Here is a 26384-nt window from a genome sequence, read left to right as displayed (position 1 = left end):
GGTCAGCGCCATCCTGACGACGCAATCGGAATCCGATTGCGTCGTCGCTCGTCGGGGGACGTTTCGGGGGCACGAAGGGTTGAGCGTACCCGCGGCGCGGTCCAGAGCAGGTCATTGTGAAACGTGGTACGCGCGTACGGCGATGACCTGGTGACAGTGGTGCCCTATCAGGCAGCGGCTCGGAATCGTTACAGCAGGGGAGTGGTGGAATGACTCACACCGGCGTGATTTACCCTCGGCAGTTTTGCCTGTAACGCTCGGCTACAGTGAATCACGATGTCTAGGGACGGGACGGCTTCGCACCGGCGCCAGCGCCGGGGTGCTCACCGACCCCCGCCCAGCCCGCCATATCTCAAGGTCATCGCCGGTGTCGTGCTGGCGGTGTCCGGCTTGGCCGGGATGGCCTCGCTGCTGCGGCCGGCCTCGGTCGCGGACGCCAGCGACTCCTATCCGCAGTCGGCGGCCGGCGTCAGCCGGGCGATCAACGAGAAGGCCAGCCGCGACCTGTCCGGTCCGTGCGCTCGACCCGCGCCCGACCAGGCGGCCGTGGTCTCCTTCCTGAACACCTCCTACGGCCGGACCTTCGGACCGGTCACCGCGAGCTCGCCGCAGCACGACATCTGCGCGGCGATCGCCAAGTTCCAACAATGGGCCCAGGTGCCGACCACCAACGGCGTGGCCGACCCGGTCACCGCCAAGGTGGCCAGGAACCTCGCCGCCACCGATCCGAGCGCCTGCAAGGCGACCGCCGAGCCGACCGTGTGCGTCGACCTCACCCACCAGATCCTGTTCATGGTGACCGGCGGCCAGGTCACCTTCGGTCCGGTGCCGGTACGCACCGGCAAGGCCGAGGACGCCACCCCGGTCGGCAACTACCAGGTCAGCCAGAAGAAGGTCAGCACGGTCTCCAGCGAATACCACGTGCCGCTGCCCTACTGGACCCGCTTCTACCAGGACTTCGGCCTGCATGCCGCCGACGTCGACAGTCCGTTGTACGCGACGAACGTACGCGGCTCGCACGGCTGCGTGAACATGCTGCCGCGGGACGCGGCGGCCCTGTTCAAGATCACCAAGATCGGCACGCCGGTGCACATCTGGGGCAAGAAAGTCGACGCGTAAAGTGCTCGCGTGGTCGACGAGCAGCCAGTAACCGCGCGAAACCGGCGGTTCCCGGTGGACCGTCACCAGGGCCTGTCCGACGGTGTCTTCGCGATCGCGATGACCCTGCTGGTGCTGGACATCAAGCTGCCGGCCGGCCTCTCCGACGACATCACCAACGCGCGGCTGACGGCCGAGCTGTGGCAGTCCGTACGGCCGTCGTTCCTCACCTACCTGCTGTCCTTCTTCGTGATCGGCTCGCAGTGGATGGCGCACCACGAGATGTTCCACGACATCCGGCTGGTGGACCGCCGAATGGGGTCATACAACCTGCAGTATCTGCTGGTCATCGCGGTGATGCCGTTTCCGTCGTCGGTGCTGGCCGACCACGGTGACCTGCCGGTCGCGGTCGCCTTGTATGCGGTGGCGATCGGCCTCGGTGGCCTGTTGCGCGCTCGCATGCAGTCGTACGCCGTCAACAACGACCTGCTCAAGCCGTCGGTCGACGTGGCCGCATGGCGCAAGGACACCAGAGCGGCGGTGTTCTTCGGCCTGCTGTTCGTCGGATCCGCCGGCGTGGCATACGTCCGGTACTGGTTCGCGTACGTGCTCTGGGTCGTCGTCCTCGGCGGCTGGGCCGTGCTCAGCCGCAGCGGCGTGTGGGGCCTACTGCGCGACCGTTTCGCTCGGCGCTAGCCGGGGCCGTACGAGGTCGGTCGACGGCCGTGGCTGACCCCACCGCAGGCCGAGTCGTGCGAGGAGGACGGTCAGCGCGACGATCGGCAACGCGAGATAGAGCAGCACGACCACACCGGCGACCGCCAGCGAGCCGGACAGCGCCGCGGTGATCGACAAGGTGTCGTACGCCGCGTGCGCGATGATCAGCGGCCACAGTCGCCGATAGCGGCGATAGAACACCACCGACAGATAGGCCCAGCCGAGCAACGCGACCACGGTCAGGCCGTAGTAGACGTGATAGCTGGCGCGCAGCGCCACCAGGCCGAGTGTGATCAGCCAGACCGGCCAGCCGAGCCGCTCCAGCAGCCGGTACGCCAGCCCGAGCGCCACGACCTCCTCGGCGACCGCCGTCGGAATTGCCAGCAGCAGTCCGACCAGCAGTGCCTTGCCCGCCTGTGTGGCGTCGCCACCGGTCATCGTCGGCGTCACCAGTACGTCGCCGGAGCCCAGCCGCAGGCTCGTCGCGACCAGTCCGCCGACCAGCAACGCCGGCAGATAGAGGCCGCTGAGCGTCAGGCCGCTGTCTGCCAGCAGCCGCGGCGCCGGACCGGGCCGCAGGCCGAGGTCGAGCAGCCGGTCACCGGACAGCCGCAGCACGACCCAGGCGACGCCGACCGCGAAGAACAGCAGAGCCGCCTGCAGCAGACCGCCGAGAACCGCGGCGACGAAGTGGTGGCGCAGGTCGATGCCGGCGACCGGGCTGGTCGGGCCGCCCCGGTTCAGCGCGAGCGTCGCCGTGGTGGCCCACAGCAGCGGGCCGAAGAGCAACGCCGTCACGAGCGCGACGACGATCTTCCACGGCCGGGTGGCCCGCGCGTACGGCACCGGCTCGGCCGGGACGAACAGGAGATCCAGCACCGAGGTGACCAACCGGTGTGGCTGACCGCGCCACCACTCCCGCTTCCGCGGTGGGACCGATAAGTCAGGCTCCGTCTGCGCGTCCATGCCTCGAACTGTGACACGGAACATCAATCATGTGCAGGGGCCCGCGCGGCGGGTGAAACTCTCATACGTGACCCAGATTGACAGCGCGTTGTCCCGCGCCAGCGTCGTGGTGGAGCTCGAACCCGGCCGCTACCAGGCCAATCTCGACGCGGACTGGTCGGTGGCCGGCATGCTCAACGGCGGCTATCTCAACCTTCCGGTGGCTCGCGCGGCGATTCTGGCCTCGCCACATCCGGATGTGATGGCTGTCACGACCGACTATCTGTTGGCGCCGGCGCCAGGCACGGCCGAGCTGGCGGTGCAGACGTTGAAGGCCGGCAGGACCGTCGCGTACCACCGCGTGACGATGTCGCAGGGCGACAAGGTCGTCGTCTCCGCCTCGGTGGTGACCGGCCGGCTGGCGGACGGCTCCGGGCAGACCATCCTGCGCGCCGAGCCGGTGCCGTTGCCGCCGGTCGAGCTGTGCGACCGGGTGCCGGCCGTGCTGCCCGGCGGCTTCGTTTTCGGCCTGATGGAACACCTCGACGTACGCATGACGCCCGAGTCGACGGCCGCGATGGACAAGGCCGACGAGTCGCTGCGGGTGGCCGGCTGGCTGCGCGCCGCCGACGGCACGCCGCCGGATCCGTTCCTCGCGCTGCTGGCGGTCGACGCGCTGCCGCCGGTGACGCGCACGACGACCGCGCTCGGCTGGGCGCCGACCGTGCAGCTGTCCACCTACCTGCGTGCGACGCCGGCGCCTGGCTGGCTGTCGGTGTACGTCCGCGGCAGCCTGGTCGGCGACGGCTGGTTCGACGAGGACGCCTACGTCTACGACGAGGCCGGCCGGCTGGTCGCGCAGTCGCGGCAGCTGGCCCGGCTGCCGCGCGGCTGACCGCGCTCGAGTAATAGTCCAATTCCGGTCAAAGCTGGTTGACAACGTTCCCAGAAATCCGGTTGAGTGACCCGCGTCACGCTGCCGGAGTCTGTGCTGGAGGCGAAAAAACCGTGCCGAAGACCGTACGACGAATCGCGATCGCATTGGCCGCGTTAGCGCTGGTGTTGGGGCCGGCGGTGCCGGCATCGGCGGCAACCGTCTGCGACAAGTACTGCGATCAGCGCGACCCGGCGCTCGCGGCGGGCGACCGGACGCCGGTGTCGGCGACCGTCTACTCGCGACAGATCGTGTTGCACATCTCCGACGCCGACAACATGGGGTGGGCCAGCATCGACAACGGCGATCCGACCGACGAGGTGTGGCTGGACCGCTCGTACGACGGCGGCCGCAGTTGGTCAGGGGGCAGCAAGCTCGGCGACACCACGATCCCGGACGGCCGGCGCGGCTGGCGGACCCTCATGTACAACGTGGACGACCCGGCCAACCACGGGGTCGGAGCGTTGCGCGCGTGCGGAAAAGCCGGCAACCGCTCGGACATCGCCTGCACGCAGTGGGCCAGGTCGACGGTGAACGCCGGCACCCGCGTCGATGCCGCGGCGACCGCGCTGATGCAGTACTACAACAACGGCAACGGCTTGTGGAACACCACCGGCTGGTGGAACTCGGCCAACGCGCTGACCGCGATCATCGACTACAGCCAGCGGACCGGCTCGACCGCCTACCGCTACGCGATCGCGAACACCTTCGACAAGAACAAAAACGCGCAGGGTGGCAACTTCACCAACGACTACATGGACGACACGGGCTGGTGGGGGCTGGCCTGGGTCCGCGCGTACGACCTGACCGGCGACAGCCGCTATCTGAACATGGCCAGAATCGACGCCGACTACATGTATTCCTTCCGCGACGGCACCTGTGGCGGCGGCATCTGGTGGCGCAGCCAGCGCGACTACAAGAACGCCATCACCAACGAGCTGTTCGTCAAGCTGGCCGCCGCGCTGCACGACCGCATCTCCGGCGACACCAACTATCTCAACAAGGCCACCGAGATCTGGAACTGGTTCAACGCCAGCGGGATGATCAACAGCGGTCACCTGATCAACGACGGCCTGGACTCCTCCTGCCACAACAACGGCCAGACCACCTGGACGTACAACCAGGGCGTGATCCTCGGCGGCCTGCTGGAGCTCAACAAGGCCACCGGAAACGCCGGCTATCTGACCACCGCGCGGCAGATCGCCGACGCCGCGACCACCAGCTCGGTGATCGCGCCCGGCGGCATCCTGCGGGAGCCGTGCGAGCCGGCCAACTGCGGTGGCGACGGGCCGTCGTTCAAGGGCGTCTTCGTCCGCAACCTCGGCGAGCTGAGCCGCGCCACCGGCAACCCGTACGCGAGTTTCCTGCAACGGCAAGCTGATTCGGCGTATGCGCACGACCGCAACCCGATGGACCAGTATGGCCTGTCATGGGCCGGTCCGTACGACTCCAGCGACGGCGCCCGCCAGCACAGCGCGGTCGACCTGATGACCGCCGCGCCTTAGCTCATCAGCCCCGGTTGGGACGCGCGCCGAACAGGATGTCGTCCCAGCCGGGCAGGTCCGGCTTGCCGCGCTTGCCACGGCCGCCGGCCTGAGCGCGCTGCGGCTCCGGCTGGGGTTCGGGCTCTGGCTCGGGCTCCGGCTCGACGACTGGCAGCCGCTCGGCGACCGGCTGCTTGCGCCGGGCCGGCTGCGCCGGCGGTGCCGGTGGTAACGGCGGCGGCGTTGGCTTCGCGACCGGCTCTGGCTCTGGCTCCGGCTCCGGCTCGGGCTCTGGCGCCGGCTCGGCCTGGCGGGGCCGCAGCACCGAGATCGGCGACATCCGCGGCAGCTCCTGGGTGTCGGCGTTCTCCAGGTCGAGCTCGGCGGCGATCTCGTCGTGTACGAGGATCTCCGGCGGCTTCTCCACCGACAGGTAGGAGGCCATCTGGTCGGTCGGGCTGACCACGCTGCGGGCCGCGTCCATGTCCCACGCCGCGTACGCGGTGGCCTTGCCGGACGGCCAGCTGGCCACCACCCTCCAGGTGCCGGTCTCGCGCCGGTAGGCGTCCCACTCCACGACGTCCGGGTCGACACCGTGGCCGGCGAGGCGTACGTCCACCACCTCGGACAGCGACGAGCCGGACTCGGAGGTGCGCAGCCGCGTCCGCCGTGCGTGGTCGGCGATCATCGCGCGCTCCTGCAGCACCGGACCGGCGAACCGGAGGATCTTCTCCAGTGGCGCGTTGGCGGCCTTGGCCACCTCTTCGGCGGACTGGCCGGAGCGGATCCGTGCCTGGATGTCCCGAGGTGTCAAGGCACTCTCCACTTCCATCGCCAACTGGCCGGCCACCCCGACCCGGTCCGACTTGACGGCGGCCAGCACCCGCTCGTCAATGGCCAGCGACAGCATGCGGCCAGACTCGTCCTTGAGTACGAGTGACCGGCCGTCCTCCGCGAGGGCGACGAACCGGACCGGCCGCATCAGCTACCTCCCGGGAGCTCGTCCATGGCTGGCTATTCCACCGTACGTGCTGCGCGGCGAAACGCCGGCCATGCCGCGCCGCGCGTCAGCCGAGTTTTTCGACCACGTAATCGATGCTGGCGGTCAGCCGCCGCACGTCGGCCGGGTCGACCGCCGGGAACATCGCGATCCGCAGCTGGTTGCGGCCGAGCTTACGATACGGCTCGGTGTCCAGGATTCCGTTGGCACGCAGGGTTTTCGCGACCTTGGCGGCATCCACCGCGTCGTCGAAGTCGATCGTGCCGACGACCGCGGAGCGCTTGGCCGGGTCGGTGACGAACGGACGCGCGAAGGACGACTTCTCCGCCCAGGCGTAAAGCGTGTCGGCCGACTCGGACGTGCGCGACACGGCCCAGGTGAGGCCGCCGTTGCCGAGGATCCAGTCGGTCTGCTCGGCCATCAGGAACAGCGTCGCCAGCGCCGGCGTGTTGTAGGTCTGCTCCTTGACCGAGTTGTCCAGCGCGGTCGCCAGGTCGAGGAAGGCCGGCTGCCAGCGACCGGACTCCTTGATCTCGGCGATCCGGCGCAGCGCCGCCGGGCTGAGGATCGCGATCCACAGGCCGCCGTCGGAGGCGAAGTTCTTCTGCGGCGCGAAGTAGTACGCGTCCGACTGCGTGATGTCCACCGGCAGGCCGCCGGCCGCCGAGGTGGCGTCGTGCAGCATCAGCGCGTCGGTGTTGTCGACGCGCTTGATCTGGATGGCGACACCGGTGGAGGTCTCGTTGTGCGGCGTCGCGTACACGTCGATGCCGTCCTCGAGCTGGAACCGCGGCGCGTCACCCGGCTCGGACTTCACGATCGTCGGCTCGCCGAGGTGCGGAGCCGTCTTCGCGGCGGTGGCGAACTTGCCGCCGAACTCGCCGAAGCTGAGGAACTGCGCGCGGTCGCGGATCAGCCCGAAGGTCGCCGCGTCCCAGAACGCCGTGGTGCCGCCGTTGCCGAGCACCACCTCATAGCCCTCCGGCACGCTGAACAGCTGGCGTACGCCGTCGCGTACCCTCTTGACCTGGTCTTTCACGCCGCGCTGGCGGTGCGAGGTGCCGAGGTAGGAGGACGCCACCTTGGCCAGCGCCTCCACCGCCTCCGGCCGCACCTTGGACGGCCCGCAGCCGAAGCGTCCGTCCACGGGCAGCAGGTCAGCAGGGATCTGGATCGTGTCAGTCACGACGCGTACCTCTCACGCTCAGGCGGTCCTTTGCCGTCCTGATCCTCCCACCGCCACCTTTTCCGCTCGACACATGCCCCACGTGACCCCCACCACGCGGTCTGGTCGCATGGCCCCCATGCGTGCGTTGGATGCACGCATGGGGGCCATGCGTGCATCTAGATCGGGGAGATCTAGATGGGGGAGATGGAGGCCCAGCCGTCGACCTCGGAGGGCTTGCGGGGGCCGGGGCCCAGGTAGTCGGCGGACGGGCGGATGAGCTTGCCCAGGCGCTTCTGCTCCATGACGTGCGCACTCCAGCCGGCCGTACGCGCACAGGTGAACATCGACGTGAACATGTGCGCCGGCACCGCCGCGAAGTCGAGCACCACCGCCGACCAGAACTCCACGTTGGTACGCAACGGCCGGTCCGGCTTGCGCGCGGTCAGCTCCGCGACCGCGGCCTTCTCCAACGCCTCCGCGACCTCGAAGCGCGGCGACCCGAGCTCACGGGCCGTGCGCCGCAGCACCCGAGCGCGGGGGTCCTCGGCGCGATAGACGCGGTGGCCGAAACCCATCAGCCGCTGTCCGGAGTCCAGCGCCTGCCTGACCCACGCCTCGGCGTCGCCGGACTTCTCCACCTCGTCGAGCATCTTGAGCACGCGCGACGGTGCGCCGCCGTGCAACGGACCGGAGAGCGCGCCGATCGCCGACGAGATCGACGCGGCCGCGTCGGCGCCGGTCGAGGCCACCACGCGCGCGGTGAACGTCGACGCGTTCATGCCGTGCTCGGCGGCGGAGGTGAAGTACGCGTCGACCGCCTTCACGTGCGCCGGGTCCGGCTCGCCGCGCCAGCGGATCATGAACCGCTCGACGATCGTGCTGGCCTTGTCGATCTCCTTCTGCGGCACCGCGGGCAGGCCGATGCCACGCGCCGACTGCGCCACGAACGACAGCGTCGTCACCGAGATCCGCGCGAGGTCGTCGCGGGCCTGCTCGTCGGAGATGTCCAGGAGCTGGCCGAGGCCCCAGTACGGTGCGAGCATCGCGACCGCCGACTGCACGTCGACCCGGATGTCGCCGGAGTGCACCGGGATCGGGAACGGCTCGGCCGGCGGCAGTCCCGGCCCGAACCGGCCGTCCACCAGCAGGGCCCACACGTTGCCGAACGAGATGTGGCCGACCAGGTCCTCGATGTCGACACCTCGATAGCGCAGCGCGCCGCCGTCCTTGTCCGGCTCGGCGATCTGCGTTTCGAAGGCCTTCACACCTTCCAGCCCCGGTTTGAAGTCGTTCGGCATCGTCGGCGCGCTCCGCTCGTCAGGGATGTGGTTGATACATCATGCCGCCGCCCCCTACGGGATGCGACTGGTCAGCCGCCGCAGCAGGTCGGGGCCGAAGTTGGCGCCGGTGAGGATCGTCCCGACCTTCTCGCCGGCGATCTCGTGCGTGGCCAGCGCGGCCAGGCCGGCGACCGCGGACGGCTCGGCGATGAGCCCGGTGCAGTCGCGCAGCACGAGCAGCGCCGCGTAGATCGCCTCATCGTCGACCAGCAGCATGTCATCGACGTACGACCGCATCCAGTCGACCGCCGCCGGCACCGGCACGCGTACGGCCAATCCGTCGGCGATGGTGTCGATCCGCTCGGTCGCCACCGCGGTGCCGGACCGCCAGCTGCGCTCCATCGACGGCGCGCCGGCCGGGCACACGCCGACGACCCTGGTCCGCGGCGACCTCGCCTTGAGCCAGCGCGCGACGCCGCTGATCAGCGCGCCGTTGCCGACCGGTACGAGCAGCGTGTCCAGGGTGTCACCGCCGGCGCCGGTCAGCTCCAGGCCGATCGTGCCGGCGCCCTCGCTGATCAGCGGCTCGTGGCCGTCCTCGACGAAGATCTGGCCGCGTTTTTCCGCGTACGTCCGGCCGGCGGCCTTCGCCTCGTCGAAGTCCGCGCCGTGCAGGACGACCTCCGCGCCGAGCTCGCGCATCCGCTCGACCTTCGCCGGATTCGCCGTCTCCGCCGCGAAAACCAGCACCGGCAGGCCGCGCCGGCCGGCGGTGTAGGCGATCGCCTGGCCGAAGTTGCCGGCGGAGCCGCACACCACCTCGTGGCCGGGCCGCAGCGTACGGACGAAGTAGTCGGCGCCGCGGCCTTTGAAGGAACGCAGTGGATTGAGCGTCTCGACCTTCACCAGCACCTGCCGGCCGAAGTGTTTGGTCAACGCCGGGTCGAAGAACTGCGGCGTGTTCAGGAAAACCGGGTCGACGGCGTGCGCCGCGTCGGCGATGTTGTCCAGCGAGAGATCCATCGGCACACCACAAATGTGACCCACCCGGCCAGATCCGGCCAGCGGAGGCGAGCAAGGATGGAGATCGTGACTGATCCCGCCGAGCATCTGGCCGAGATGCGCCGCACGTACACACTGGCCGGCCTGACCGAGGACGAACTGGCCGGCAACTGGCTCGACCAGTTTCGTCGTTGGTACGACCAGGCGTACGCGGCCGGGGTGATCGAGCCCAACGCGATGGTCTTCGGCACGGCTGACAGCGCTGCCAGGCCGAGCAGCCGGACCGTGCTGTGCAAGGGCGTCGACGAACGCGGTTTCGTCCTCTACACCAACTACACGTCCAGGAAAGGACGTGAGTCGGCCGACAATCCGCACGCCAGCCTGTTGTTTCCGTGGTACGCCTTGGAACGTCAGGTGATCGTGACCGGAGCGGTGGAGCGGGTCGAGGACGTGACCTCCGACGAGTATTTCGCCAGCCGGCCCTACGGTTCGCGGATCGGCGCGTGGGCCAGCGAGCAGTCCGCCGTCATCCCGTCCCGTGCGGTGCTGGAAAACGCGCGTGCCGAGCTGACCGCGCGCTATCCGGAGACGGTGCCGCGGCCGCCGCACTGGGGCGGCCTGCGCGTGCGGCCGGCCACCGTCGAGTTCTGGCAGGGCCGGCCGGACCGGCTACACGACCGGCTGCGTTTTCGCCGTGACGGCACGGAATGGATCGTGGAGCGGCTGTCCCCGTGATGTCATCGTGAATGTGTTGTCGCGCGTACGGTCGGCCGCGATCGACACCAAACCGCTGGCATATCCGGACTTTCGCCGGTTGTGGGCCGGAAACGCGGTGTCGTTCATCGGTTTCCAGCTGACCGCGGTGGCCGTTCCGGTGCAGGTGTTCGCGATCGGCGGCTCGTCGCTGTGGGTCGGCGTGCTCGGCGCCGCGGCGCTGGTGCCGCTGATCGTCTTCGGCCTGCTCGGCGGCGCGATCTCCGACGCGGTCGACCGGCGCGTCGTGCTGCTGGTCTCCTCGGCCGTACTTTGGCTCGCCACCTGGGGTCTGCTCGTCCAGGCGCTGCTCGGCCTGCGCAGCATCTGGCTGATTTTCGCGCTGGTGGCCGTCCAGTCCGCCGCCTTCGCGGTCACCTCGCCGACCCGTTCGGCGGTCATCCCGCGGCTGCTGCCGCTCGATCTGGTGCCGGCCGCCAACACGCTCAACTTCACCTTCTCCAATGTCGGCACGATCGCCGGACCGCTGCTGGCCGGCGTACTCATCTCGCACGGCTCGTACGCGATCGTCTACGCCGCCGACGCCGCGCTCTACACCTTTGCCCTGTACGCGGCGATCCGGCTGCCGGCGATGCCGCCGTCCGGCCCGAAGTCGCCGCCCGGCCTGCGCTCGGTGCTGGAGGGCCTGGCGTTCATCGCCACCCGCCCGGTGCTGCTGGCGTCCTTCGGCGTCGACATCGTGGCGATGGTGCTGGCGATGCCGCGGGCGCTGTTCCCGGAGATCGGCGCCGAACGGTTCGGCGGGGACCAGGCGGTCGGCTGGTTGTTCGCGGCGATCGCGATCGGCTCGGTGGCCGGCGGCCTGGTGTCCGGCTGGATCGGCCGGATCCGGCGGCAGGGGGTCGCGCTGATCGGTGCGGTCGTCGCGTGGGGTGTGGCGGTGGCGCTGGCCGGCCTGGCCGGACAGCTCTGGCTGGCCGTCGCGTTCCTGGCCGTCGCCGGTGCCGCCGACCTGGTGTCCGGCGTGTATCGGCAGACGATCCTGCAGATCTACGCGCCGGACGAGATGCGCGGCCGGATGCAGGGTGTGTTCACCGTGGTGGTGGCGGGCGGTCCGCGGCTGGGGGACGTACGCGCCGGCGTCACCGCCGCCGGCATCGGTGCCACCGCGTCCTGGGTCTGGGGTGGTGTCGCGTGCGTTGTCGTCGTGTTGCTGGTGGCGCTTTTCGTACCGGCCATCCGCACGTACCACGCCGAAACCGCCGCGCCGGCCGAGCCGGCCGAGCTGGCAGGAGGCTGACCAAACCGCGGCACGATCGACGCAGCTACTGCCGCACGCGCCAGGGGCCGCCTCGTCTAGGGTGAGTGAAGTCGCGTCGGGTGGTCGCGATGGAGGGAGCAGTCGTGATCTTCAAGGCGGTGAGCGACGGCCGGCCGTATCCGGACCACGGTCTGACCGCACGGCAGTGGGCTGACATCCCGCCGCGGCCGATCCGGCTGGACCAGCTGGTCACCACCAAGCGCGAGCTGGCCCTCGACCGGCTGCTGGCCGAGGACTCCACCTTCTATGGCGACCTGTTCCCGCACGTCGTCGACTTCCAGGGCACGCTCTACCTGGAGGACGGCCTGCATCGCGCGCTGCGCGCCGCGCTGCAACAGCGTACGTCCATCCACGCGCGCGTCTTTGCGGTCTAAGGCCCGCTCAGGTCGGTCGCCGACCAGTCCTCACCGGCGTCGGAGCTGGTGAACAGGTTGCCGTCGGCCTGCGCCGGCAGCGCCACCAGCGACTGCGCGTCGATCGCGCCGACATAGCGCCAGCCACCCGTGCGGTCCGGCAGTCCGCCGGCGACCGTATGGAAGGTGTCGCCGCCGTCCCGGCTGACCTGCAGCCGCGGCTCGCCGATCGACGGGTCCGCGTCGCCGACCAGCAGCACGGTGGAGCTGGCCGAGGTGAAGGTCGTCTGCGGCGCGTTGGACAGCCGCAGCGCGGAGGCTTTCTGTTGTTGCCAGCTGCGCCCGCTGTCGTCGGAGTAGACCGTCGTGTAGGACGCGTTGCCGGCGCCGGCGTCGCCGCTCGGACAGATCGCGAAGAGCCGGCTGGCGGCCGCGCTCGCCGCGATCGACCGCGGCTGGTCGCTGTCACACGGCGCGGCCGCCGCCTTCCAGGCGCCGTCGCGGAACGCGTACACCTGCTTGCCGACGAGCGCGACGCCGCCCCGTCCGAACGACAGCTCGCCGCTGCCGGAGCCGGCCGGCACCCCGCTCACCTGTTGCCAGTCGTCCTGCCTGGTCGCCGAGCTCCACATCGCGACCTGTGAGCAGGTGCCGCTGTCGCACTGGCCGACCAGCGCGTACGCGGTGCCGTCCTTGATGGCCAGGTCGAGGACGGTGCCGCCGACCGGCTGCTTGTGCCAGGAGGCGCCGCCGTTGTGCGTCGAGTAGAGGCCGCCGCCGTACGCGAAACCGTGTAGCTGCGTGGCGAACCGGACCTCGCGCACGGTGTCCTGCTCGGTCTGCTCCGGCGCGGCGGTCGCCGCCGCGGTGGGGGCCTGCGGTCCGGGCACCGTACGCCACGGCTGGCCGGGGCCTTCCTTGCGCACCATGACCGTGCATTTCTTGCCGCCGCAGTTGGTGCTGTCGCCGAGCACGTACGTCGTGGCGGCGACGGTGGTCACCGAATACGGCTTGAAGCCGGTCGGCAGCTTGGCCGAGCCCACCGGTTTCTGCAGGCCGGAGTCGGTGGCCCGCGGCGTGGCGCTTTTCTCGGAGAAGGTCTGCGGCCGCGGCGAGGACGGGTTGGTCGCCAGTGCGGTCGCGTCGCCGCTGTTGGCGCGGTTGTGCAGGACGGCGGCGCCGGCCGTACCGACGCCGGCGACCAGCACGAACGCGGCGCAGACGACGCCGGCCTGGCGCATCTTGCGGCCCTTGGCGCGGCGGCTGATCGTGTCGAAATGACCCTGTGGCGGAGCTAACGGCTCCGGTCGGGAGAAGATGCGATCCAGTGGGTCGCTCATCGGGTTTTCTCCTGGCTGTGCGGCACGTCGTCGGCGGTCAGCGCTTCGGAGAGCTTCTGCCGCGCGTCGAACAGTGCCCTTTTCACCGTTCCCTCGGCCTTGCCGATGACGTTGGCGATCTCGTGGACTGGCAGGTCGGCGTAGTAATGCAGCAGGACGACCGTACGCATCCGCTCCGGCAACTGTTCGACCAGGTCACGGATGGTCGGGTCGGGCGCGGGCTCGGTCTGCGGCGGCTCGGCCAGCCGCACCAGCGCCTTGCGCTCGCGCTGCTGCTTGCGCCAGTGGTCGCGGATCAGGTTGGTCGCGGTCATGTAGAGCCACGGCCGCGGCTGGGTCACCCTGGTCCAGCGCGCCATCAACCGGACGAAGCACTCGGTGGTGATGTCGTGTGCCAGCTCGCTGTCGTTGACCAGCTTGTTGGACCATCCCGCCAACCGGCCGTACTCCGCCTCGTACAGCTCGCGCACGGCTGTCTCGTGCGCACGCACCAAGCCTCCCCCTAGCGGTAGGTCCATGGTGGCAGCCGGCATGGTCACGGTCTCTCAGACGACACACCGGGGCCGATGGTTGGGTTACACCTGTCACAGCCTCGGTCGCCGACGGAGATGTCGACTGTCAAGACGTCCGATTTTTGCAGCCGACCGGTCCGCTGTCCTTTCCGGGGCCTAGCTTTGACACCGTTGTCAACGTTTAACGTCCGCTGTGCGTGGATCGTTCGGAGAGTGCGGAGGCCGAGGTGCTGATCGGAGAGCTGGCGGAGCGCGCCGGCGTGAGTACGCGCATGCTGCGTTACTACGACGAGCAGGGTCTGCTGGCGTCCCGCCGGTCGGCCAACGGCTATCGGACGTACGACGACGTCGACCTGCGGGCCGTACGCGAGATCCGGACGCTCATGGACAACGGCTTCTCGCTGGAGGAGACCAGGCCGTTCGTGGAGTGCCTGCGCGCCGGCTTCGTCGCCTCCGACGTGTGCCCGGCCTCCATCGGCGCGTACCGCCGCAAGCTCGCCGAGCTGGACGCCGGCATCGAGCGGCTGCGGCGTACGCGCGACGACCTGGCCGCCCGGCTGGCGGTCGTCGGCGACCTGGACGCGTCCGCGCCGATCTGTCAGACGAGCGTAGGAGTGGCGCGATGAGCGTGGTGGACGTGACCGACGAGACCTTCGACGCGGAGGTGCGGCGCAGTCCGGTGCCGGTGCTGGTGGAGTTCTGGGCCACCTGGTGCCCGCCGTGCCGCAAGATGGTGCCGGTGCTGGACTCGGTGGCGAAGGCGTACGCGGGACGGATGAAGGTCGCCAAGATCGACACCGACCACAACCCGATGGTCACCCGCGAGGCCGGCGTGATGGCCAACCCGACGCTGTCGGTCTATCGCGACGGCGAAGTCGTCTATTCGGTCGTCGGCGCGCGGCCGCTGTCGCGGCTCACGTCGGAGCTGGACGCGATCCTGTCCTGATATGGCGAGTGCGCCGGTCGCGGCGCCGAGATCCTTACTGAGCAACGACAACTCAGGAGGACACATGCTCGCGAAGGTTTTCCCCATCAAGCTGAAGGACGGCAACCAGGAGGCGGCGGAGGCACTCGTGCACGCCTTCGCTCCGGAGGGGCCGGCGAAGGAGGAAGGCACGCTCTCGTTCCGCGTCTATCGTGATCCGGCCAAGCCCGACTATCTGCTGTTCGTCGAGCATTTCGCCGACCAGGCCGCGTACGACGCGCACACCGGCTCGGCCGCGTACCGGAAGCTGATCGCCGGTGAGTTCGCCGACCTGATCGTGGAATTCGTGGAGATCGACCACGAGTTGCTGGTAAGCGTCTGAGTCATGACGACGTACTCCGCGGTGCGGACGACGGGGATCTACTGCCGGCCCGGCTGCGGCGCCAAGCCGCTGGCCGAGAACGTCCGTACCTTCACGTTGCCCGCCGCCGCGGAGGCGGCCGGCTATCGCGCGTGCCTGCGCTGCCGGCCGTACCGCGTCGCGGGCCCGCTCGCCGACGACACGCCGGAGCTGGTGTGCCGCGCGGTGCAGCTGATCATCGCCGGCGCACTGGACGAGGCCAATGAAGACGCGCTCGGCGCTCGGCTCGGGGTGTCGGCGCGGCATCTGCGGCGGATGTTCCACGACCATCTCGGCGCGACGCCGGACCAGTTCGCCCGGTCGCGGCGCGCGCATTTCGCGCGGCGGCTGCTCGACGACTCCGACCTGTCGGTCACCGACATCGCGTTCGCGTCGGGGTTTGGCAGCCTGCGGCAGTTCAACCGCGCGATGCAGGAGGTGTTCCGGTTCTCGCCGCGCGAGCTGCGCGACCGGCGCCGGCGTACGGACCGGCTGGCGGCCGACGGTGGCCTGCGGCTGCGCCTGCCGTTTTCTTCGCCGTACGACTGGGACGCCGTGCTTTCCTCGATGCGGCTGGTGCCGGGCGTCGAGTCGGTCGCCGACCGCGTCTATCGCCGGACCATCGTGCTGGACGGCTCGCCGGGGATGCTCGAGATCGGCCCTGGCGGCGTCGACCACCTGCTGCTGACCGCTCACCTGCCGTACTGGGAAGGCGTCATCCACATCGTCGAACGAGCCGCGCAACTCGTCGGCACCGAGACCCATGGCGTGCTCGGCGAGTGGGGGCCGTTCGAGGGCGCCGTACGCCGGCTCGCTCCGGACGCGGCCGCTGGCCTGGTGCTCGCGTACGGCCTACCGGTGCCGGGCCTCGGTTTTGGCCTGACGCATGCCTTCCCGGCCCCGGAGGCGGTGATCGACGAGCCAGGCGTCGCCGGCGACCTGGCCCGCGCCGAGCTGGCCCTCGTCTAGCTTGTCGCACACACCAACACGCCGAGACCGGCGCGAAACCGTCGTACCCCTCGCCCAAAATTGCCCCCACCCAGTGGTCGGGTGGGGGGTGGGTCCGCGTGGAAGTTACATAGGTAATGAAAATCGCGACCATGGAGCGCTAAATGCCCCATTTGCGAGGATGGCGGGCGCACGCAAGGCCCCCTTGCGTGCGTTCAGTGCAAGTAAGGGGGCCATGCTTGCATGAGGCCGAGTGACCGAAGTGGCCAAAGTGATCCGCGTGACGCAAGTCCGAATTTCTTAACTTATGTAAGTTTCCACGCGAACCCACCCCCCACCCGATCTGGGTGGGGGCCCAGATTGGCAGGGGGGTACGACAGTTTCCCGCCGTAGCGGGTAGGTCAGGCCGGTTCTTCCAGTCGGAAGCCGACCTTCAGGCCGACCTGGTAGTGCTGGATCTGGCCGTCCTCGATGTGGCCGCGGATCTCGGTCACCTCGAACCAGTCCAGGCCGCGCAGCGTCTGCGCGGCCCGGCTGACGGCGCCGCGTACGGCGGCGTCGATGCTCTCGGTGGACGATCCGACGATCTCGGTGACGCGGTACGTGTGATCAGCCATCCGCCGATCGTCCCGCCAACCGCACTCCTTAGCTAGTGTCCCGAGTCGGAAATTCGGCACACTCAGTCACCGCCTGGATCCCCGAGCTAAGCAACGAATTTCAGACTCGGGACACTAGTCGGAAAGAGCGCCTGACGGGCCTGCGGCGACAGCGTCGAGCCGTCCTTGAGGTGCAGGATCCGGGCGAGTTTCGCAGTGTTGGCGTTGGACTTGCGCTCGACCGCGCGCGCGGAGTCGAAGGCCGCCTGTACGGTCGCGGCGCTCGCCGGTTGGCCGGTCAGCGTGCCGTACGCGATCACGGCCTCGGCGGCCATGCCGGAGAAGAACGGGTGATAGGACGCGGCGGCCAGCAGGTTGAGGTCCTTGCCGTTGACCCAGGCGTCGTCGCCGGCGCAGATGTCGTGACCGAGCGCCGGCGTGTACGTGTCGACGAAGGTCGCGCCGGTCGCCGACGCGGCCGTCTGAGCGGCGTCGTTGAGAGCTCGTTCCAGCGAGTCGGCCCACGGATAGTCGCCGGCCGCCAGCGGCAGCGCCTCACACGGCCGCATGCTCGCCGGCACCAGTCGCGGATAACCGACCACCAGCACCTTCGCCCGCGGCGACCGCTGCCTGATCCCCTGCAGTACGCCGGTGATGTTGGCCTGCGTCCTGGTGATCGCGGCGCGCAGCGTGTCGACGCCGTCGACGGTGAAGTGTGCCTTGCACGGCGCGCCGGTGGGATCGCCGGCGGCCAACCCCGGACAGGTGCCGACGACCGTGCCGAAGACGCCGTAGTCGTTGCCGCCGATCGAGATCGTCACCAGGTCGGTGTCGGCCGTCAGCGCGTCGAACTGCGGCTGGTGCGATCCGATGGTCAGCGGCTGCGCGCTGGTCATGTCCTTGGTCTGGGCACCGGAGCAGGTCGTGTCGGTGTAGAGCAGCAGGCCGAGCCGCAGCGCCAGCTGCGCGGCGTAGTTGCTGGTCGAGCGTACGCACAGCAGCGGATCCAGCCGGGGCAGCGGGATCAGCGGCCCGGCCGCGTACGAGTCACCGAGCGCCACCATGTGCCGATACGAGACGGCGGCACTGGCGCCGTTGAGCGGGACGAGCGCCGCGGCCAGGACGGACGCGACCAGGGTGGCACACAACGCGGCGATACGGCGGACAGTCATCGACACCTCGACAGATCGTGACGAGTAGGGGCCGCGATGAATATGTCCCACCTTGATCGGTCTGGGCAATAGCCTTAGCTCGAACCGACCTGTGAGTCCGGAGCGTCGACCTTCTCGCTGACGTGTACGAGCAGCTCCTTCAGCAGCCCGGCCAGCTGCCCGCGCTCGGCCGCCGGCAGGCCGGAGATCAGCTCCAGCTCGTCGGTCAGCAGGTCGTCCACGACGCGTTCGACCAGCTCGTGGCCGCGGTCGGTGAGCGTGACCTCGACGGCTCGGTGGTGTGCCGCCGAAGGCCGGCGTACGACCAGCTCGTCGCGCTCGGCACGGGCGATCCGCTGCGAGATCGCGCCGGCGCTGACCAGCGTGCGCTCGGCGATCTCGCGCGTGGTCAGGGTGTACGGCGGACCGTCGCGCCGCAGCGTACTGAGCAGGTCGAGGGTGGCCGCGTCGATGCCGAGCCGCGCCAGTACGCGCTGGCGGTGCGCCCCGAAAAGCTTGGCCAGCTGCCAGATCCTGGTCACCACACCGATCGACTCCACCGGCGTGCCAGCCCGTTCGGCGCGCCAGGCGGCGGCGATCCGGTCGGCTCGATCCACGAGACCACCTCCGAGGTATTATTTAGACCTAAACAATGATGGGAGGACACATGCCACGCAACATTGTCGTGACCGGCGGCGGCACCGGGATCGGCCGCGCCGTCGCAGCCGCCTTCACCGCGGCCGGCGACCACGTCGTGATCACCGGCCGGCGTCAGGACGTGTTGGAGCGTACGGCCAAGGAGCTCGGCGTCGAGGCGATCGTCTGTGACCACACCGATGTCGATCAGATCGCCGCGCTCGCAGCGGCCGTCGACTCCGTCGACGTACTCGTCAACAACGCCGGCGGCAACACCGAGATGACCAACGACGAGCCGACCGACCTGGCCGGTCTGGCGGCCGCCTGGCGGCGGCAGCTCGAGGCCAACCTGCTGTCGGCTGTGCTCACCACGGAGGCGCTGAGCGACCGGCTGGCCAGCGGCGGCGCGGTCGTACACATCGGCTCGATCGCCGCGGACAAGGGCGCCGCCGGCTATGGCGCGGCCAAGGCCGGCCTGGCCTCGTACAACGTCGGTCTGGCGCGCGAGCTGGGGCCGCGCGGCATCACCAGCAACGTGGTCAGCCCCGGCTACATCGGTGACACGGAGTTCTTCGCCGACCGGATGACCGACGCGCGGCGTACGACGCTGGTCGAGGCCACCTTCGTCGGTCGCGCCGGTGCTCCCGAGGACATCGCCGGCACGGTGTTCTACCTGGCCTCACCTGGCGCTCGGTATGTCACCGGCCAGACCATCGCCGTCAACGGTGGCGCCTGGCCATCCCGTTGACTGCACGCATGGCCACCATGCGTGCGTCCAACGCAAGCATGGTGGCCATGCGGACTTCTCAGCGCGACAGGCGGACGACGCGGCCCTTGGGGCCCGAGCCCCAGCAGCCGCCGTCGGCCGCGCACTGCACCCCGTCCAGCGCGCCCGTGTCGAAGCGCTGCCACGTACGGCCCGCGTCGGTGCTGATGTCGCTGCCGGTCGGCCCCACCGCGATCACGGTCGCCAAGGTGTGCGGCACCCAGGCGGCGCCGGAGCGGTACGCGCCAGGTCCGGCCAGGCCCTTCCACGTACGCCCACCGAACGAGACGGCGGCCGCGTTCGGCGCCTCGGCCGGCTTGTTGTAGTCGCCGCCGACCGCGATGCCGAGCCACCGCGTACGGAAGGCCAGCGAGTAGATGCCGGCGGTCGCGCCGCTCGGCACCGGTGTGTCGACCACCCTCCAATGCCGTCCGCCATCGGAGGAGTGGAAGACGCGAGACGCGCTGCCGCCACCGCTGGCGATCCACGCGTCGTACGGCCCGGAGCTCACCAGGCACGTGCCGCTGGCGGCGAAGGCGAACTCGCCGGGCAACGCGTCCGGCATGCCGTCGCTCGGCCGCACCTTCCACGTACGGCCACCGTCAGCGGTCGCGAGCAGCCGGAACTTGCCGTCCACCGGGTCCGACAAGGCCAGGCCGCGCCGCGAGTCGAAGAACGTCATGCAGTCGTAGAAGGCCTTCGGCTCGTCGTTGGTGAACGCGCGCGTCCAGTGCGCGCCGCCGTCGGAGGTCGCGTAGATCCGCGACGCGTCGCCGTCGCCGATCGCCAACACGACCGCGCGCCGCGCGTCGAAGGCCTCGACATCGCGAAACTCCAGACCGGCCGCGTCCGGCGGCGAGACGTTACGCCAGTGCCGGCCGCCGTCGGTCGTACGCAGCACCACACCGGTCGCGCCGGCGACCCACGCGGTCGTCCGGCTCACCGCGGCCAACCCGCGGAACTGGTTGGTCACGCCGGTCTCGGTGGCCTGCCAGGACGGCGGCCGCGAGTGTGCCGCGGCCGGTGCCGAGGGTGCCAGCGCGGCCATAGCGAGTGCGGCGAAACCGCTGGCCAACAGCCGAAATGTCGTCATGCCGGCGGACGTTACACGGCCCGGGGCCGGCACATCGGCCGTTCAGCGTGGACACTGGAGGACATGGCGAGCGATCTGGAGGTCATGCCGCGGCTGGTGATCCCGGCCGCCGAGCTGACCGAGCGGTTCTCCCGCTCGTCCGGGCCGGGCGGGCAGGGGGTGAACACCACCGACAGCCGCGTCGAGCTGGTCTTCGACGTGGCCGGCTCGCCGTCGATCCCCGAGCACCTGCGCCACCGGATCCTGACCGCGTTGAACCACCGGCTGGTCGGTGGCGTGATAACCATCGTGGCGTCGGAGTTTCGCTCGCAGCTGCGCAACCGTGACGCGGCGCGTACCCGGTTGGCCGCGCTGTTGCGCTCGGCGGCCGCACCGCCACCGGCCAAGCGGCGGCCGACCGGGCCGAGCCGCGGCGCCAAAGAACGCCGGCTGGCCGAGAAAGCACGCCGCTCCAACGTCAAGCGCGATCGCAGAAGGCCAATCGACGACTAAAAGAGGTGCCGTTGCAGGTCATCGACGCGTACGAATGCGCCAAGCGGCTGGATTTCCGTGACCTGGTCCCGGCGTTGGCCGACGCCTTCGCACGGCCGGCGACCGTGCCGGAGCGCCACCACCACGCGCTGCCGGGCGGCGCGACGCTGCTGCTGATGCCGGCCTGGAGCGACGCCGGCTATCTCGGCGTGAAGTGGGCCAACGTCTTCCCGGCCAACGCCGACCGGGGCCGGCCGGCGGTCTCCGCCGCGTATTTGTTGGCCAGCGCGGAAACCGGCGAGCACCTGGCGATCATCGACGGCGACGAGCTGACCCGCCGGCGTACGGCCGCCGTCGCCGCACTGGCCGCAGGCAAGCTGGCACGCGCCGACGCGCGTACGTTGCTCATCATCGGCGCCGGGCACGTCGGCAGCGTCGCCGCCGAGGCATACGCGGCCGTGCGGGACATCGAGAAAATCCTGATCCACAGCCGGACGCCAGCAAACGCGCGAAAACTCGCCGACCAGCTCGGCGCCGAGGTCGTCGCGGACGTACGCGAGGCGGTCCGGCAGGCCGACATCGTCAGCTGTGCCACGCTTTCCGAGCAACCGATCGTGCTGGGGGAGTGGCTGCGTCCCGGCACGCATGTCGACCTGATCGGCAGTTTCCGGCCGACAATGCGAGAAGCCGACGCGGCCGCTCTGCAACGCGCACGCGTGTTCATCGACTCCGAGGCCGCGCTGCACGAGGCCGGTGAGCTGGCCGACGCCGACATTCCGGCGCCGGGCCTGCTTTCCGACCTGTGCAAAGGAAAAATCGACGGACGGCAGTCCAGTGAGGACATCACGCTGTTCAAGACGGTCGGCACCGGGCTGGCGGACCTGGCCGCGGCCGTGCTGGTGCACAGGCAGGAATAGCCATGGCGCCGCTCGTACGGAACAACCTCGCGGTCTATGACGAGCTCGCCGATCGTTGGTGGGATCCGCGCGGCCCGTTCGCCGGCCTGCGGTGGCTGGCCGCCTCCAGAGCCGAGCGGATCGGCCCGGCCAGCAACGGAAGTTCCGTACTCGTCGACGTCGCCTGCGGTGGCGGCCTCCTGCAGCCGTACGCCTCGGCCAAGGGATACGTGCACGTCGGCGTCGACATTTCGCGCCGTTCCCTGGAAGTCGCGCGGTCGCACGGCGTGCGCCCGGTGCGCGGCGACATGAACAGGCTGCCGCTGGCCGACGCGTGCGCCGAGGTGGTGGTCGCCGGCGAGTGCCTGGAGCACGTGCCCGATCCCTACCAGGTGGTCGCCGAGTGCTGCCGGATTCTGCGCCCTGGCGGCAAACTCATCGTCGACACCGCCGCGAACACCGTGCTGGCACGGATTCTCGGCATCACATTGCTGGAGAACGCGCCCTGTCCGGGAACGCCGCCGCGCGGCACACACGACCACCGGCTGTTCATCGACCGACGGCGGCTGGTGCGTACGTGCGCGGAAAACGGCGTCACCATGCGGCTGGTCGGCCTGCGACCCCGAGTGCTGGACGTGTTTTCCTTCGTCCTTGGCCGCAGGCCGGCCGTACGGCTGGTGCCGATGCGCTGGACCGGCCTGCTTTTCCAGGGCGTGGGCGCTAAAGAGTCCCCGACTGATAGTCGCCGGCCGGCTGGCGCACAATGATGTTCATTCTGTTGTACGCGTTGATGATCGCGATGAGCGCGACCAACGCGGCCAGCTGGTCCTCGTCGTAATGCTTGGCGGCGTTGGACCACGCCTCGTCGCTGACGCCACCCGCCGCGTCCGCGACGCGGGTGCCTTCCTCGGTCAGCCGCAAAGCCGCGCGCTCGGCCTCGGTGAACACGGTCGCCTCGCGCCAGGTCGCCAGCAGGTTGAGCCGTACGCTGGTCTCGCCGGCGTGCGCCGCGTCTTTCGTATGCATGTCAGTGCAAAACGCGCAGCCGTTGATCTGGCTGGCGCGGGTCATGCACAGCAGTTGCGTCGCCGCCGGCAGCGGCGAGTCCACGACGACCTTGCCGGCCGAGTTGAGACAACGCGTGAACTTGCTGCCGACCGGGTTGGCGAACAGGTTGAGGCGGCTTTCCATGGCGAACTCCTCGCTGCGTCGGTGTCTTCACAGCACTGACGGAGCGGATCGCCAGGATGTATCACGCCACCGCTTGTGACCTGCGTCGCTCAGAGAGACATTTTGAAACCAGCGTGGGTTTGCTTGAATCCGAGTCGTTCGTAGAAGCGGTGCGCGTCGGTGCGTTCCAGCGCGCTGGTCAACTGCACCATCCGGCAACCGCGGCGGCGCGCTTCTTCGATGGCCGCCTTGATGAACTCGCCGCCGAGGCCCATGCCGCGCCGGGACGCGGCGATCCGTACGGCCTCGATCTGCGCGCGCGACGCACCGCCGCGCGACAGGCCGGCGAGAAAGGTCAGCTGCAGGGTGCCGACCAGCTCGCCGGCGTCCTCCATGACCCACAGCAGGTCGTGCGGATTTCCTTCGATAGCTGCAAAAGCGGCGTAATGGCCGTCGACGACCTCGGCCGTGACGCCTCTGCTCGCCGACATGATGTCGTCGGCGAGCAGAGCCACGATGGCCGGCACGTCCTCGCGTCGCGCCTCGCGGACTGTCACATTCCTCCCACCATCCCGCCCAAGCATCAGCTGCTGGTCGGGAAGCCGAGGTTGATGCCGCCGTGCGACGGGTCGAGCCAGCGCTGCGTCACGACCTTTCCGCGCGTGTAGAAATGTACGCCTTCGGTGCCGTGCACGTGCGTGTCGCCGAACAGCGAGTTTTTCCAACCACCGAAGGAGAAATATGCCATCGGCACCGGGATCGGCACGTTGATGCCGACCATGCCGACCTCGACCTCGTGCTGGAAACGCCGCGCGGCGCCGCCGTCGTTGGTGAAGATCGCGGTGCCGTTGCCGTACGGGTTGCCGTTGATCAGCTCCAGCGCCTCGTTGTACGACTGCGCGCGTACGACCGACAGCACCGGACCGAAGATCTCGTCGGTGTAGATGCTCATCTGTGGCCGTACGTGGTCGAAAAGCGTGGGACCGAGCCAAAAACCGGCGTCGCCGCCGTCGAAGGCGTGGCCGCGGCCGTCGACGACCAGCTTGGCGCCGGCGGACGTGCCGGCGTCCAGATAGGAGGACACCTTGTCCAGATGCGGCTTGGTGACCAGCGGACCCATCTGCGAGTCGGGCCGGGTGCCGTCGCCGACCTTCAGGTCGGTGATCCGCGAGCGGATACGGTCGACCAGCTCGTCGGCCACCGGCTCGACCGCGACGACAACGGAAATCGCCATGCACCGCTCGCCGGCCGAGCCGAAGCCGGCGTTGACGGCCGCGTCGGCGGCCAGGTCGAGGTCGGCGTCCGGCAGCACGACCATGTGGTTTTTGGCCCCACCCAACGCTTGCACGCGCTTGCCGGCGCCGGTTCCGGTTTCGTAGACATAGCGTGCGATCGGCGTCGACCCGACGAACGACACGGCCTTCACGTCAGGATGCGTGAGCAGCCGGTCGACCGTGACCTTGTCGCCGTGCACGACATTGAAAACGCCGTCCGGCAGGCCGGCCTCGGTGAGCAGCTGGCCGATCCGTACCGACGCCGACGGGTCCTTTTCGCTCGGCTTCAGCACAAACGTGTTGCCGCAGGCGATCGCGATGGGAAACATCCACATCGGCACCATGGCAGGGAAGTTGAACGGCGTGATGCCGGCGACCACGCCGAGCGGCTGGCGGATCGAGTACGAGTCGACCTGTCGCGAGACGTTTTCGGCGAAGCCGCCTTTGAGTAGCTGCGGGATGCCGCAGGCGAACTCGACGACCTCCAGGCCGCGCTGCACCTCACCGGCCGCGTCGGAGGCGACCTTCCCGTGCTCCGCGGTGATGAGCGCGGCCAGCTCGTCGCGGTTGCGGTGCACCAGGTCGCGGAAGTTGAACAGCACCTCCGACCGCCTGGACAGCGAGGTGTTTCCCCACTCCGCAAAGGCATCTCGCGCCGCCGAGACCGCGGCGTCCACATCGGACACCGAGGCGAAGGCGACCTGCCGCGCCACCTCGCCGGTCGCCGGGTTGTAGACGTCCCCGGTGCGCTCGGCCGCACCGTCCCACGGCTTTCCGTTTATCCAGTGGGTGATCATTTCCCCTCCACGCTGGCGATCGACTCGGTCAGGATGGCCAGGCCCTCGTCGGCATCCTCCTCCGACAGGGTAAGCGGTGGCGCGATCCGCAGGACGTTCCCGTTCAGGCCGCCCTTGCCCACCAGCAGGCCGCGCTCCTTGGTCGCCTCCAGCACGGCGGTGGCCGCGGCCGCGTCCGGTTCCTTGCCGCCCGGACGTACGAGCTCGACACCGATCATCAGTCCCTTGCCGCGTACGTCCCCGACGATCGAGTCGTCGGTGGCCAGCGGCCGCAGGCCGGTCATCAGCCGGTTGCCGACCTTCAGCGCGTTGGCCTGCAGATCGTGGTCGCGCAGGTAGTCCAGCGTGGCCAGGCCGGCCGCGGTCGACACCGGATTGCCACCAAAGGTGGAAATAGAGTTGGCCGACAGGCTGTCCATCAGGTCGCCGCGCGCCACCACGCCGCCGATCGCGAGGCCGTTTCCCAGTCCCTTGGCGAAAGTCAGCGCGTCCGGCACGATGCCGTGCGCCTGGTAACCCCAGAAGTGCTCGCCCGTACGACCCCAGCCGGTCTGCACCTCGTCGGAGATGAACGGGATGTCGTAGGAGTCCAAGACCTCTTTGAGCGCACCGAAAAAGCCGTCGGGTGGGGTGGCGAAGCCGCCGACCCCCTGGATCGGCTCGGCGATCATGCAGGCCACGTCGCCGGAGGTGGTCGTCGCGATGACGTCGCGCAGGTCGTCGGCGATGGCCGCGTTGAACTGCTCGTCGGACAGCTGACCGAACGGGCTCCGATAGCGATATCCGTTGTGTACGTACGAAACGTTGACCGGCGTCAGCGACGAGGCCGACCAGCCGCGGTTGCCGGTGATCCCCATCGCCGCGTACGACCGGCCGTGATAGCTGTTGCGCAGAGCCAAAACCTGGTTGCTGCGGCGCGCCTGGGTGGCCAGCAGCAGCGCGGCCTCGTTGGCCTCGGTGCCGGACACGGTGAAAAAGACCTTGGCGTCCGGGATGCCGGACAGCTCGGCGATCCGCTCGGCCAGCTCGACCTGCTGGCGGATCAGGTAGAGCGTCGAGGTGTGGACGACGCCGCTGTCGAGCACCTTCGCCACCGCGTCGCGCACCTCGGGGATGCCATAGCCGATCATGTTGGTCAGGATGCCAGCGAAAAAGTCGAGGTAGGACCGGCCGTCGCCGTCCTTCACACGTACGCCGTCGCCGCTGACGATCTCGATCGGCTGCTCGTAGTAGAGCGCCATCCACTTCGGCAGCACCGCTCGATGGCGTGCGAGCAGGTCGTCGGCCATGGGTCCTCCTCAGTCAGCGCAGATGCGTCCAACCACCACACTCGTCGCCGTCGTCGCCACTTTCAAGGGACAATGTGTCAGCGCGGCCGCCTCATGGTTGACAG

General features: G+C 69.4%; 30 protein-coding genes. 15 read left to right on the top strand and 15 right to left on the bottom strand.

The genetic code is table 11. The features are described from left to right. The first annotated feature begins 276 nt into the window (after positions 1-276). Complete coding sequence (locus GNX95_RS34395; protein WP_163511805.1) at positions 277-1119, top strand: L,D-transpeptidase; 843 nt, start codon at positions 277-279, stop codon at positions 1117-1119. 9 nt (positions 1120-1128) lie between these two features. Continuing rightward, a complete protein-coding gene (locus tag GNX95_RS34390; protein ID WP_163511804.1) occupies positions 1129-1794 on the top strand; it encodes a TMEM175 family protein in 666 nt (221 codons plus the stop codon). On the opposite strand, the gene GNX95_RS34385 is transcribed toward GNX95_RS34390, so the two are convergent. Beyond that, positions 1765-2781, bottom strand: coding sequence for a CPBP family intramembrane glutamic endopeptidase (locus GNX95_RS34385; RefSeq protein ID WP_163511803.1), 1017 nt, complete (start codon positions 2779-2781; stop codon positions 1765-1767). The two genes, GNX95_RS34390 and GNX95_RS34385, sit on opposite strands and share 30 nt — an antisense overlap. A gap of 67 nt (positions 2782-2848) precedes the next feature. On the opposite strand from GNX95_RS34385, the gene GNX95_RS34380 reads away from it, so the two are divergent. Further along, positions 2849-3655 (top strand): thioesterase family protein, encoded by an 807-nt coding sequence (locus GNX95_RS34380; RefSeq protein WP_163511802.1) that lies wholly within the window; start codon positions 2849-2851, stop codon positions 3653-3655. Positions 3656-3768: 113 nt separating this feature from the next. Continuing rightward, the gene (locus GNX95_RS34375; RefSeq protein WP_163511801.1) at positions 3769-5199 is read left to right on the top strand and encodes a glycoside hydrolase family 76 protein; all 1431 of its coding nucleotides are present in this window, start codon (positions 3769-3771) and stop codon (positions 5197-5199) included. 4 nt (positions 5200-5203) lie between these two features. Here GNX95_RS34375 and sepH read toward each other — a convergent pair whose 3' ends face one another. From sepH to GNX95_RS34355, 4 genes are all read right to left on the bottom strand, one after another. After that, the gene (gene sepH, locus GNX95_RS42785) at positions 5204-6160 is read right to left on the bottom strand and encodes a septation protein SepH (RefSeq protein ID WP_222854128.1); all 957 of its coding nucleotides are present in this window, start codon (positions 6158-6160) and stop codon (positions 5204-5206) included. A gap of 85 nt (positions 6161-6245) precedes the next feature. Continuing rightward, positions 6246-7364 carry a phosphoserine transaminase gene (gene serC / locus GNX95_RS34365; RefSeq protein ID WP_163511800.1) on the bottom strand — a complete coding sequence of 373 codons (1119 nt, stop codon included), beginning with the start codon at positions 7362-7364 and terminating at the stop codon, positions 6246-6248. Between the two features lie 173 nt (positions 7365-7537). Next, positions 7538-8644 carry a citrate synthase 2 gene (locus tag GNX95_RS34360; protein WP_163511799.1) on the bottom strand — a complete coding sequence of 369 codons (1107 nt, stop codon included), beginning with the start codon at positions 8642-8644 and terminating at the stop codon, positions 7538-7540. A gap of 54 nt (positions 8645-8698) precedes the next feature. After that, entirely contained in the window at positions 8699-9649 is a 951-nt protein-coding gene (locus GNX95_RS34355; RefSeq protein WP_222854127.1) for a threonine ammonia-lyase, read from the bottom strand. Between the two features lie 57 nt (positions 9650-9706). On the opposite strand from GNX95_RS34355, the gene pdxH reads away from it, so the two are divergent. The 3 genes from pdxH to GNX95_RS34340 all read left to right on the top strand — a co-directional run bounded on the left by pdxH (position 9707) and on the right by GNX95_RS34340 (position 12037). Continuing rightward, positions 9707-10363: a pyridoxamine 5'-phosphate oxidase gene (gene pdxH / locus GNX95_RS34350; protein ID WP_163511797.1), complete on the top strand. Its 657-nt coding sequence runs from the start codon at positions 9707-9709 to the stop codon at positions 10361-10363. A 16-nt stretch (positions 10364-10379) separates the two neighbouring features. Beyond that, the gene (locus GNX95_RS34345) at positions 10380-11642 is read left to right on the top strand and encodes an MFS transporter (RefSeq protein ID WP_222854192.1); all 1263 of its coding nucleotides are present in this window, start codon (positions 10380-10382) and stop codon (positions 11640-11642) included. 104 nt (positions 11643-11746) lie between these two features. After that, the gene (locus GNX95_RS34340; protein WP_163512105.1) at positions 11747-12037 is read left to right on the top strand and encodes a type II toxin-antitoxin system VapB family antitoxin; all 291 of its coding nucleotides are present in this window, start codon (positions 11747-11749) and stop codon (positions 12035-12037) included. Here GNX95_RS34340 and GNX95_RS34335 read toward each other — a convergent pair. Beyond that, a complete protein-coding gene (locus GNX95_RS34335) occupies positions 12034-13356 on the bottom strand; it encodes a beta propeller repeat protein (protein ID WP_163511796.1) in 1323 nt (440 codons plus the stop codon). The two genes, GNX95_RS34340 and GNX95_RS34335, sit on opposite strands and share 4 nt — an antisense overlap. After that, a complete protein-coding gene (locus GNX95_RS34330) occupies positions 13353-13847 on the bottom strand; it encodes an RNA polymerase sigma factor (RefSeq protein WP_222854125.1) in 495 nt (164 codons plus the stop codon). Before GNX95_RS34330 ends, GNX95_RS34335 begins: the two co-directional genes overlap by 4 nt. 218 nt (positions 13848-14065) lie before the next feature. On the opposite strand from GNX95_RS34330, the gene GNX95_RS34325 reads away from it, so the two are divergent. From GNX95_RS34325 to GNX95_RS34310, 4 genes are all read left to right on the top strand, one after another. Further along, a complete protein-coding gene (locus tag GNX95_RS34325; protein WP_246281849.1) occupies positions 14066-14494 on the top strand; it encodes a MerR family transcriptional regulator in 429 nt (142 codons plus the stop codon). Next, positions 14491-14814: a thioredoxin family protein gene (locus GNX95_RS34320; protein WP_163511794.1), complete on the top strand. Its 324-nt coding sequence runs from the start codon at positions 14491-14493 to the stop codon at positions 14812-14814. The genes GNX95_RS34325 and GNX95_RS34320 overlap by 4 nt, the downstream gene beginning before the upstream one ends. A gap of 64 nt (positions 14815-14878) precedes the next feature. After that, positions 14879-15175, top strand: a complete 297-nt coding sequence (locus GNX95_RS34315; protein ID WP_163511793.1) for a putative quinol monooxygenase — start codon at positions 14879-14881, stop codon at positions 15173-15175. 3 nt (positions 15176-15178) lie between these two features. Continuing rightward, positions 15179-16162 (top strand): helix-turn-helix domain-containing protein, encoded by a 984-nt coding sequence (locus GNX95_RS34310; RefSeq protein WP_163511792.1) that lies wholly within the window; start codon positions 15179-15181, stop codon positions 16160-16162. 380 nt (positions 16163-16542) lie between these two features. On the opposite strand, the gene GNX95_RS34305 is transcribed toward GNX95_RS34310, so the two are convergent. The 3 genes from GNX95_RS34305 to GNX95_RS34295 form a co-directional block, all read right to left on the bottom strand. Continuing rightward, the gene (locus GNX95_RS34305) at positions 16543-16758 is read right to left on the bottom strand and encodes a dodecin (protein ID WP_163511791.1); all 216 of its coding nucleotides are present in this window, start codon (positions 16756-16758) and stop codon (positions 16543-16545) included. Between the two features lie 86 nt (positions 16759-16844). After that, positions 16845-17909 (bottom strand): SGNH/GDSL hydrolase family protein, encoded by a 1065-nt coding sequence (locus tag GNX95_RS34300; protein ID WP_163511790.1) that lies wholly within the window; start codon positions 17907-17909, stop codon positions 16845-16847. Positions 17910-17983: 74 nt separating this feature from the next. After that, a complete protein-coding gene (locus GNX95_RS34295; RefSeq protein WP_163511789.1) occupies positions 17984-18505 on the bottom strand; it encodes a MarR family winged helix-turn-helix transcriptional regulator in 522 nt (173 codons plus the stop codon). A gap of 50 nt (positions 18506-18555) precedes the next feature. Between GNX95_RS34295 and GNX95_RS34290 the strand changes: the two genes are divergently transcribed. Beyond that, the gene (locus GNX95_RS34290) at positions 18556-19272 is read left to right on the top strand and encodes an SDR family NAD(P)-dependent oxidoreductase (RefSeq protein WP_163511788.1); all 717 of its coding nucleotides are present in this window, start codon (positions 18556-18558) and stop codon (positions 19270-19272) included. A gap of 58 nt (positions 19273-19330) precedes the next feature. Here GNX95_RS34290 and GNX95_RS34285 read toward each other — a convergent pair whose 3' ends face one another. Then, positions 19331-20383 carry a WD40/YVTN/BNR-like repeat-containing protein gene (locus GNX95_RS34285; protein WP_163511787.1) on the bottom strand — a complete coding sequence of 351 codons (1053 nt, stop codon included), beginning with the start codon at positions 20381-20383 and terminating at the stop codon, positions 19331-19333. A gap of 63 nt (positions 20384-20446) precedes the next feature. Between GNX95_RS34285 and arfB the strand changes: the two genes are divergently transcribed. The 3 genes from arfB to GNX95_RS34270 are packed head-to-tail and all read left to right on the top strand — an operon-like array spanning position 20447 to position 22517. Further along, entirely contained in the window at positions 20447-20875 is a 429-nt protein-coding gene (gene arfB, locus GNX95_RS34280) for an alternative ribosome rescue aminoacyl-tRNA hydrolase ArfB (protein WP_163511786.1), read from the top strand. A gap of 5 nt (positions 20876-20880) precedes the next feature. Beyond that, positions 20881-21771: a bifunctional Delta(1)-pyrroline-2-carboxylate/Delta(1)-piperideine-2-carboxylate reductase gene (gene lhpI / locus GNX95_RS34275; RefSeq protein ID WP_246281848.1), complete on the top strand. Its 891-nt coding sequence runs from the start codon at positions 20881-20883 to the stop codon at positions 21769-21771. Positions 21772-21773: 2 nt separating this feature from the next. Next, positions 21774-22517 (top strand): methyltransferase domain-containing protein, encoded by a 744-nt coding sequence (locus GNX95_RS34270; protein ID WP_163511785.1) that lies wholly within the window; start codon positions 21774-21776, stop codon positions 22515-22517. Here the strand turns inward: GNX95_RS34270 and GNX95_RS34265 are convergent. The 4 genes from GNX95_RS34265 to GNX95_RS34250 form a co-directional block, all read right to left on the bottom strand. Continuing rightward, a complete protein-coding gene (locus GNX95_RS34265; RefSeq protein WP_163511784.1) occupies positions 22471-22941 on the bottom strand; it encodes a carboxymuconolactone decarboxylase family protein in 471 nt (156 codons plus the stop codon). The genes GNX95_RS34270 and GNX95_RS34265 overlap by 47 nt on opposite strands. An 89-nt stretch (positions 22942-23030) precedes the next feature. Beyond that, entirely contained in the window at positions 23031-23477 is a 447-nt protein-coding gene (locus tag GNX95_RS34260; RefSeq protein WP_246281847.1) for a GNAT family N-acetyltransferase, read from the bottom strand. Between the two features lie 26 nt (positions 23478-23503). Next, positions 23504-24991, bottom strand: a complete 1488-nt coding sequence (locus GNX95_RS34255; protein WP_163511782.1) for a CoA-acylating methylmalonate-semialdehyde dehydrogenase — start codon at positions 24989-24991, stop codon at positions 23504-23506. Then, a complete protein-coding gene (locus tag GNX95_RS34250; RefSeq protein WP_163511781.1) occupies positions 24988-26280 on the bottom strand; it encodes an aspartate aminotransferase family protein in 1293 nt (430 codons plus the stop codon). Before GNX95_RS34250 ends, GNX95_RS34255 begins: the two co-directional genes overlap by 4 nt. Positions 26281-26384: the final 104 nt, after the last annotated feature.

Source organism: Fodinicola acaciae (assembly GCF_010993745.1).
Classification (GTDB): Bacteria; Actinomycetota; Actinomycetes; order Mycobacteriales; family HKI-0501; genus Fodinicola; species Fodinicola acaciae.
Note: the sequence above shows the minus strand (reverse complement) of the source record. Positions and strands in the feature narration are given on the sequence as shown.

Coding starts and splice junctions, on each gene's coding strand:
- GNX95_RS34395 (WP_163511805.1), top strand. CDS start 277: ATGTCTAGGGACGGGACGGCTTCGCACCGGCGCCAGCGCCGGGGTGCT.
- GNX95_RS34385 (WP_163511803.1), bottom strand. CDS start 2,781: ATGGACGCGCAGACGGAGCCTGACTTATCGGTCCCACCGCGGAAGCGG.
- sepH (WP_222854128.1), bottom strand. CDS start 6,160: ATGCGGCCGGTCCGGTTCGTCGCCCTCGCGGAGGACGGCCGGTCACTC.
- GNX95_RS34360 (WP_163511799.1), bottom strand. CDS start 8,644: ATGCCGAACGACTTCAAACCGGGGCTGGAAGGTGTGAAGGCCTTCGAA.
- GNX95_RS34355 (WP_222854127.1), bottom strand. CDS start 9,649: ATGGATCTCTCGCTGGACAACATCGCCGACGCGGCGCACGCCGTCGAC.
- pdxH (WP_163511797.1), top strand. CDS start 9,707: ATGGAGATCGTGACTGATCCCGCCGAGCATCTGGCCGAGATGCGCCGC.
- GNX95_RS34335 (WP_163511796.1), bottom strand. CDS start 13,356: ATGAGCGACCCACTGGATCGCATCTTCTCCCGACCGGAGCCGTTAGCT.
- GNX95_RS34320 (WP_163511794.1), top strand. CDS start 14,491: ATGAGCGTGGTGGACGTGACCGACGAGACCTTCGACGCGGAGGTGCGG.
- GNX95_RS34315 (WP_163511793.1), top strand. CDS start 14,879: ATGCTCGCGAAGGTTTTCCCCATCAAGCTGAAGGACGGCAACCAGGAG.
- GNX95_RS34310 (WP_163511792.1), top strand. CDS start 15,179: ATGACGACGTACTCCGCGGTGCGGACGACGGGGATCTACTGCCGGCCC.
- GNX95_RS34305 (WP_163511791.1), bottom strand. CDS start 16,758: ATGGCTGATCACACGTACCGCGTCACCGAGATCGTCGGATCGTCCACC.
- GNX95_RS34300 (WP_163511790.1), bottom strand. CDS start 17,909: ATGACTGTCCGCCGTATCGCCGCGTTGTGTGCCACCCTGGTCGCGTCC.
- GNX95_RS34290 (WP_163511788.1), top strand. CDS start 18,556: ATGCCACGCAACATTGTCGTGACCGGCGGCGGCACCGGGATCGGCCGC.
- GNX95_RS34285 (WP_163511787.1), bottom strand. CDS start 20,383: ATGACGACATTTCGGCTGTTGGCCAGCGGTTTCGCCGCACTCGCTATG.
- arfB (WP_163511786.1), top strand. CDS start 20,447: ATGGCGAGCGATCTGGAGGTCATGCCGCGGCTGGTGATCCCGGCCGCC.
- GNX95_RS34270 (WP_163511785.1), top strand. CDS start 21,774: ATGGCGCCGCTCGTACGGAACAACCTCGCGGTCTATGACGAGCTCGCC.
- GNX95_RS34265 (WP_163511784.1), bottom strand. CDS start 22,941: ATGGAAAGCCGCCTCAACCTGTTCGCCAACCCGGTCGGCAGCAAGTTC.
- GNX95_RS34255 (WP_163511782.1), bottom strand. CDS start 24,991: ATGATCACCCACTGGATAAACGGAAAGCCGTGGGACGGTGCGGCCGAG.
- GNX95_RS34250 (WP_163511781.1), bottom strand. CDS start 26,280: ATGGCCGACGACCTGCTCGCACGCCATCGAGCGGTGCTGCCGAAGTGG.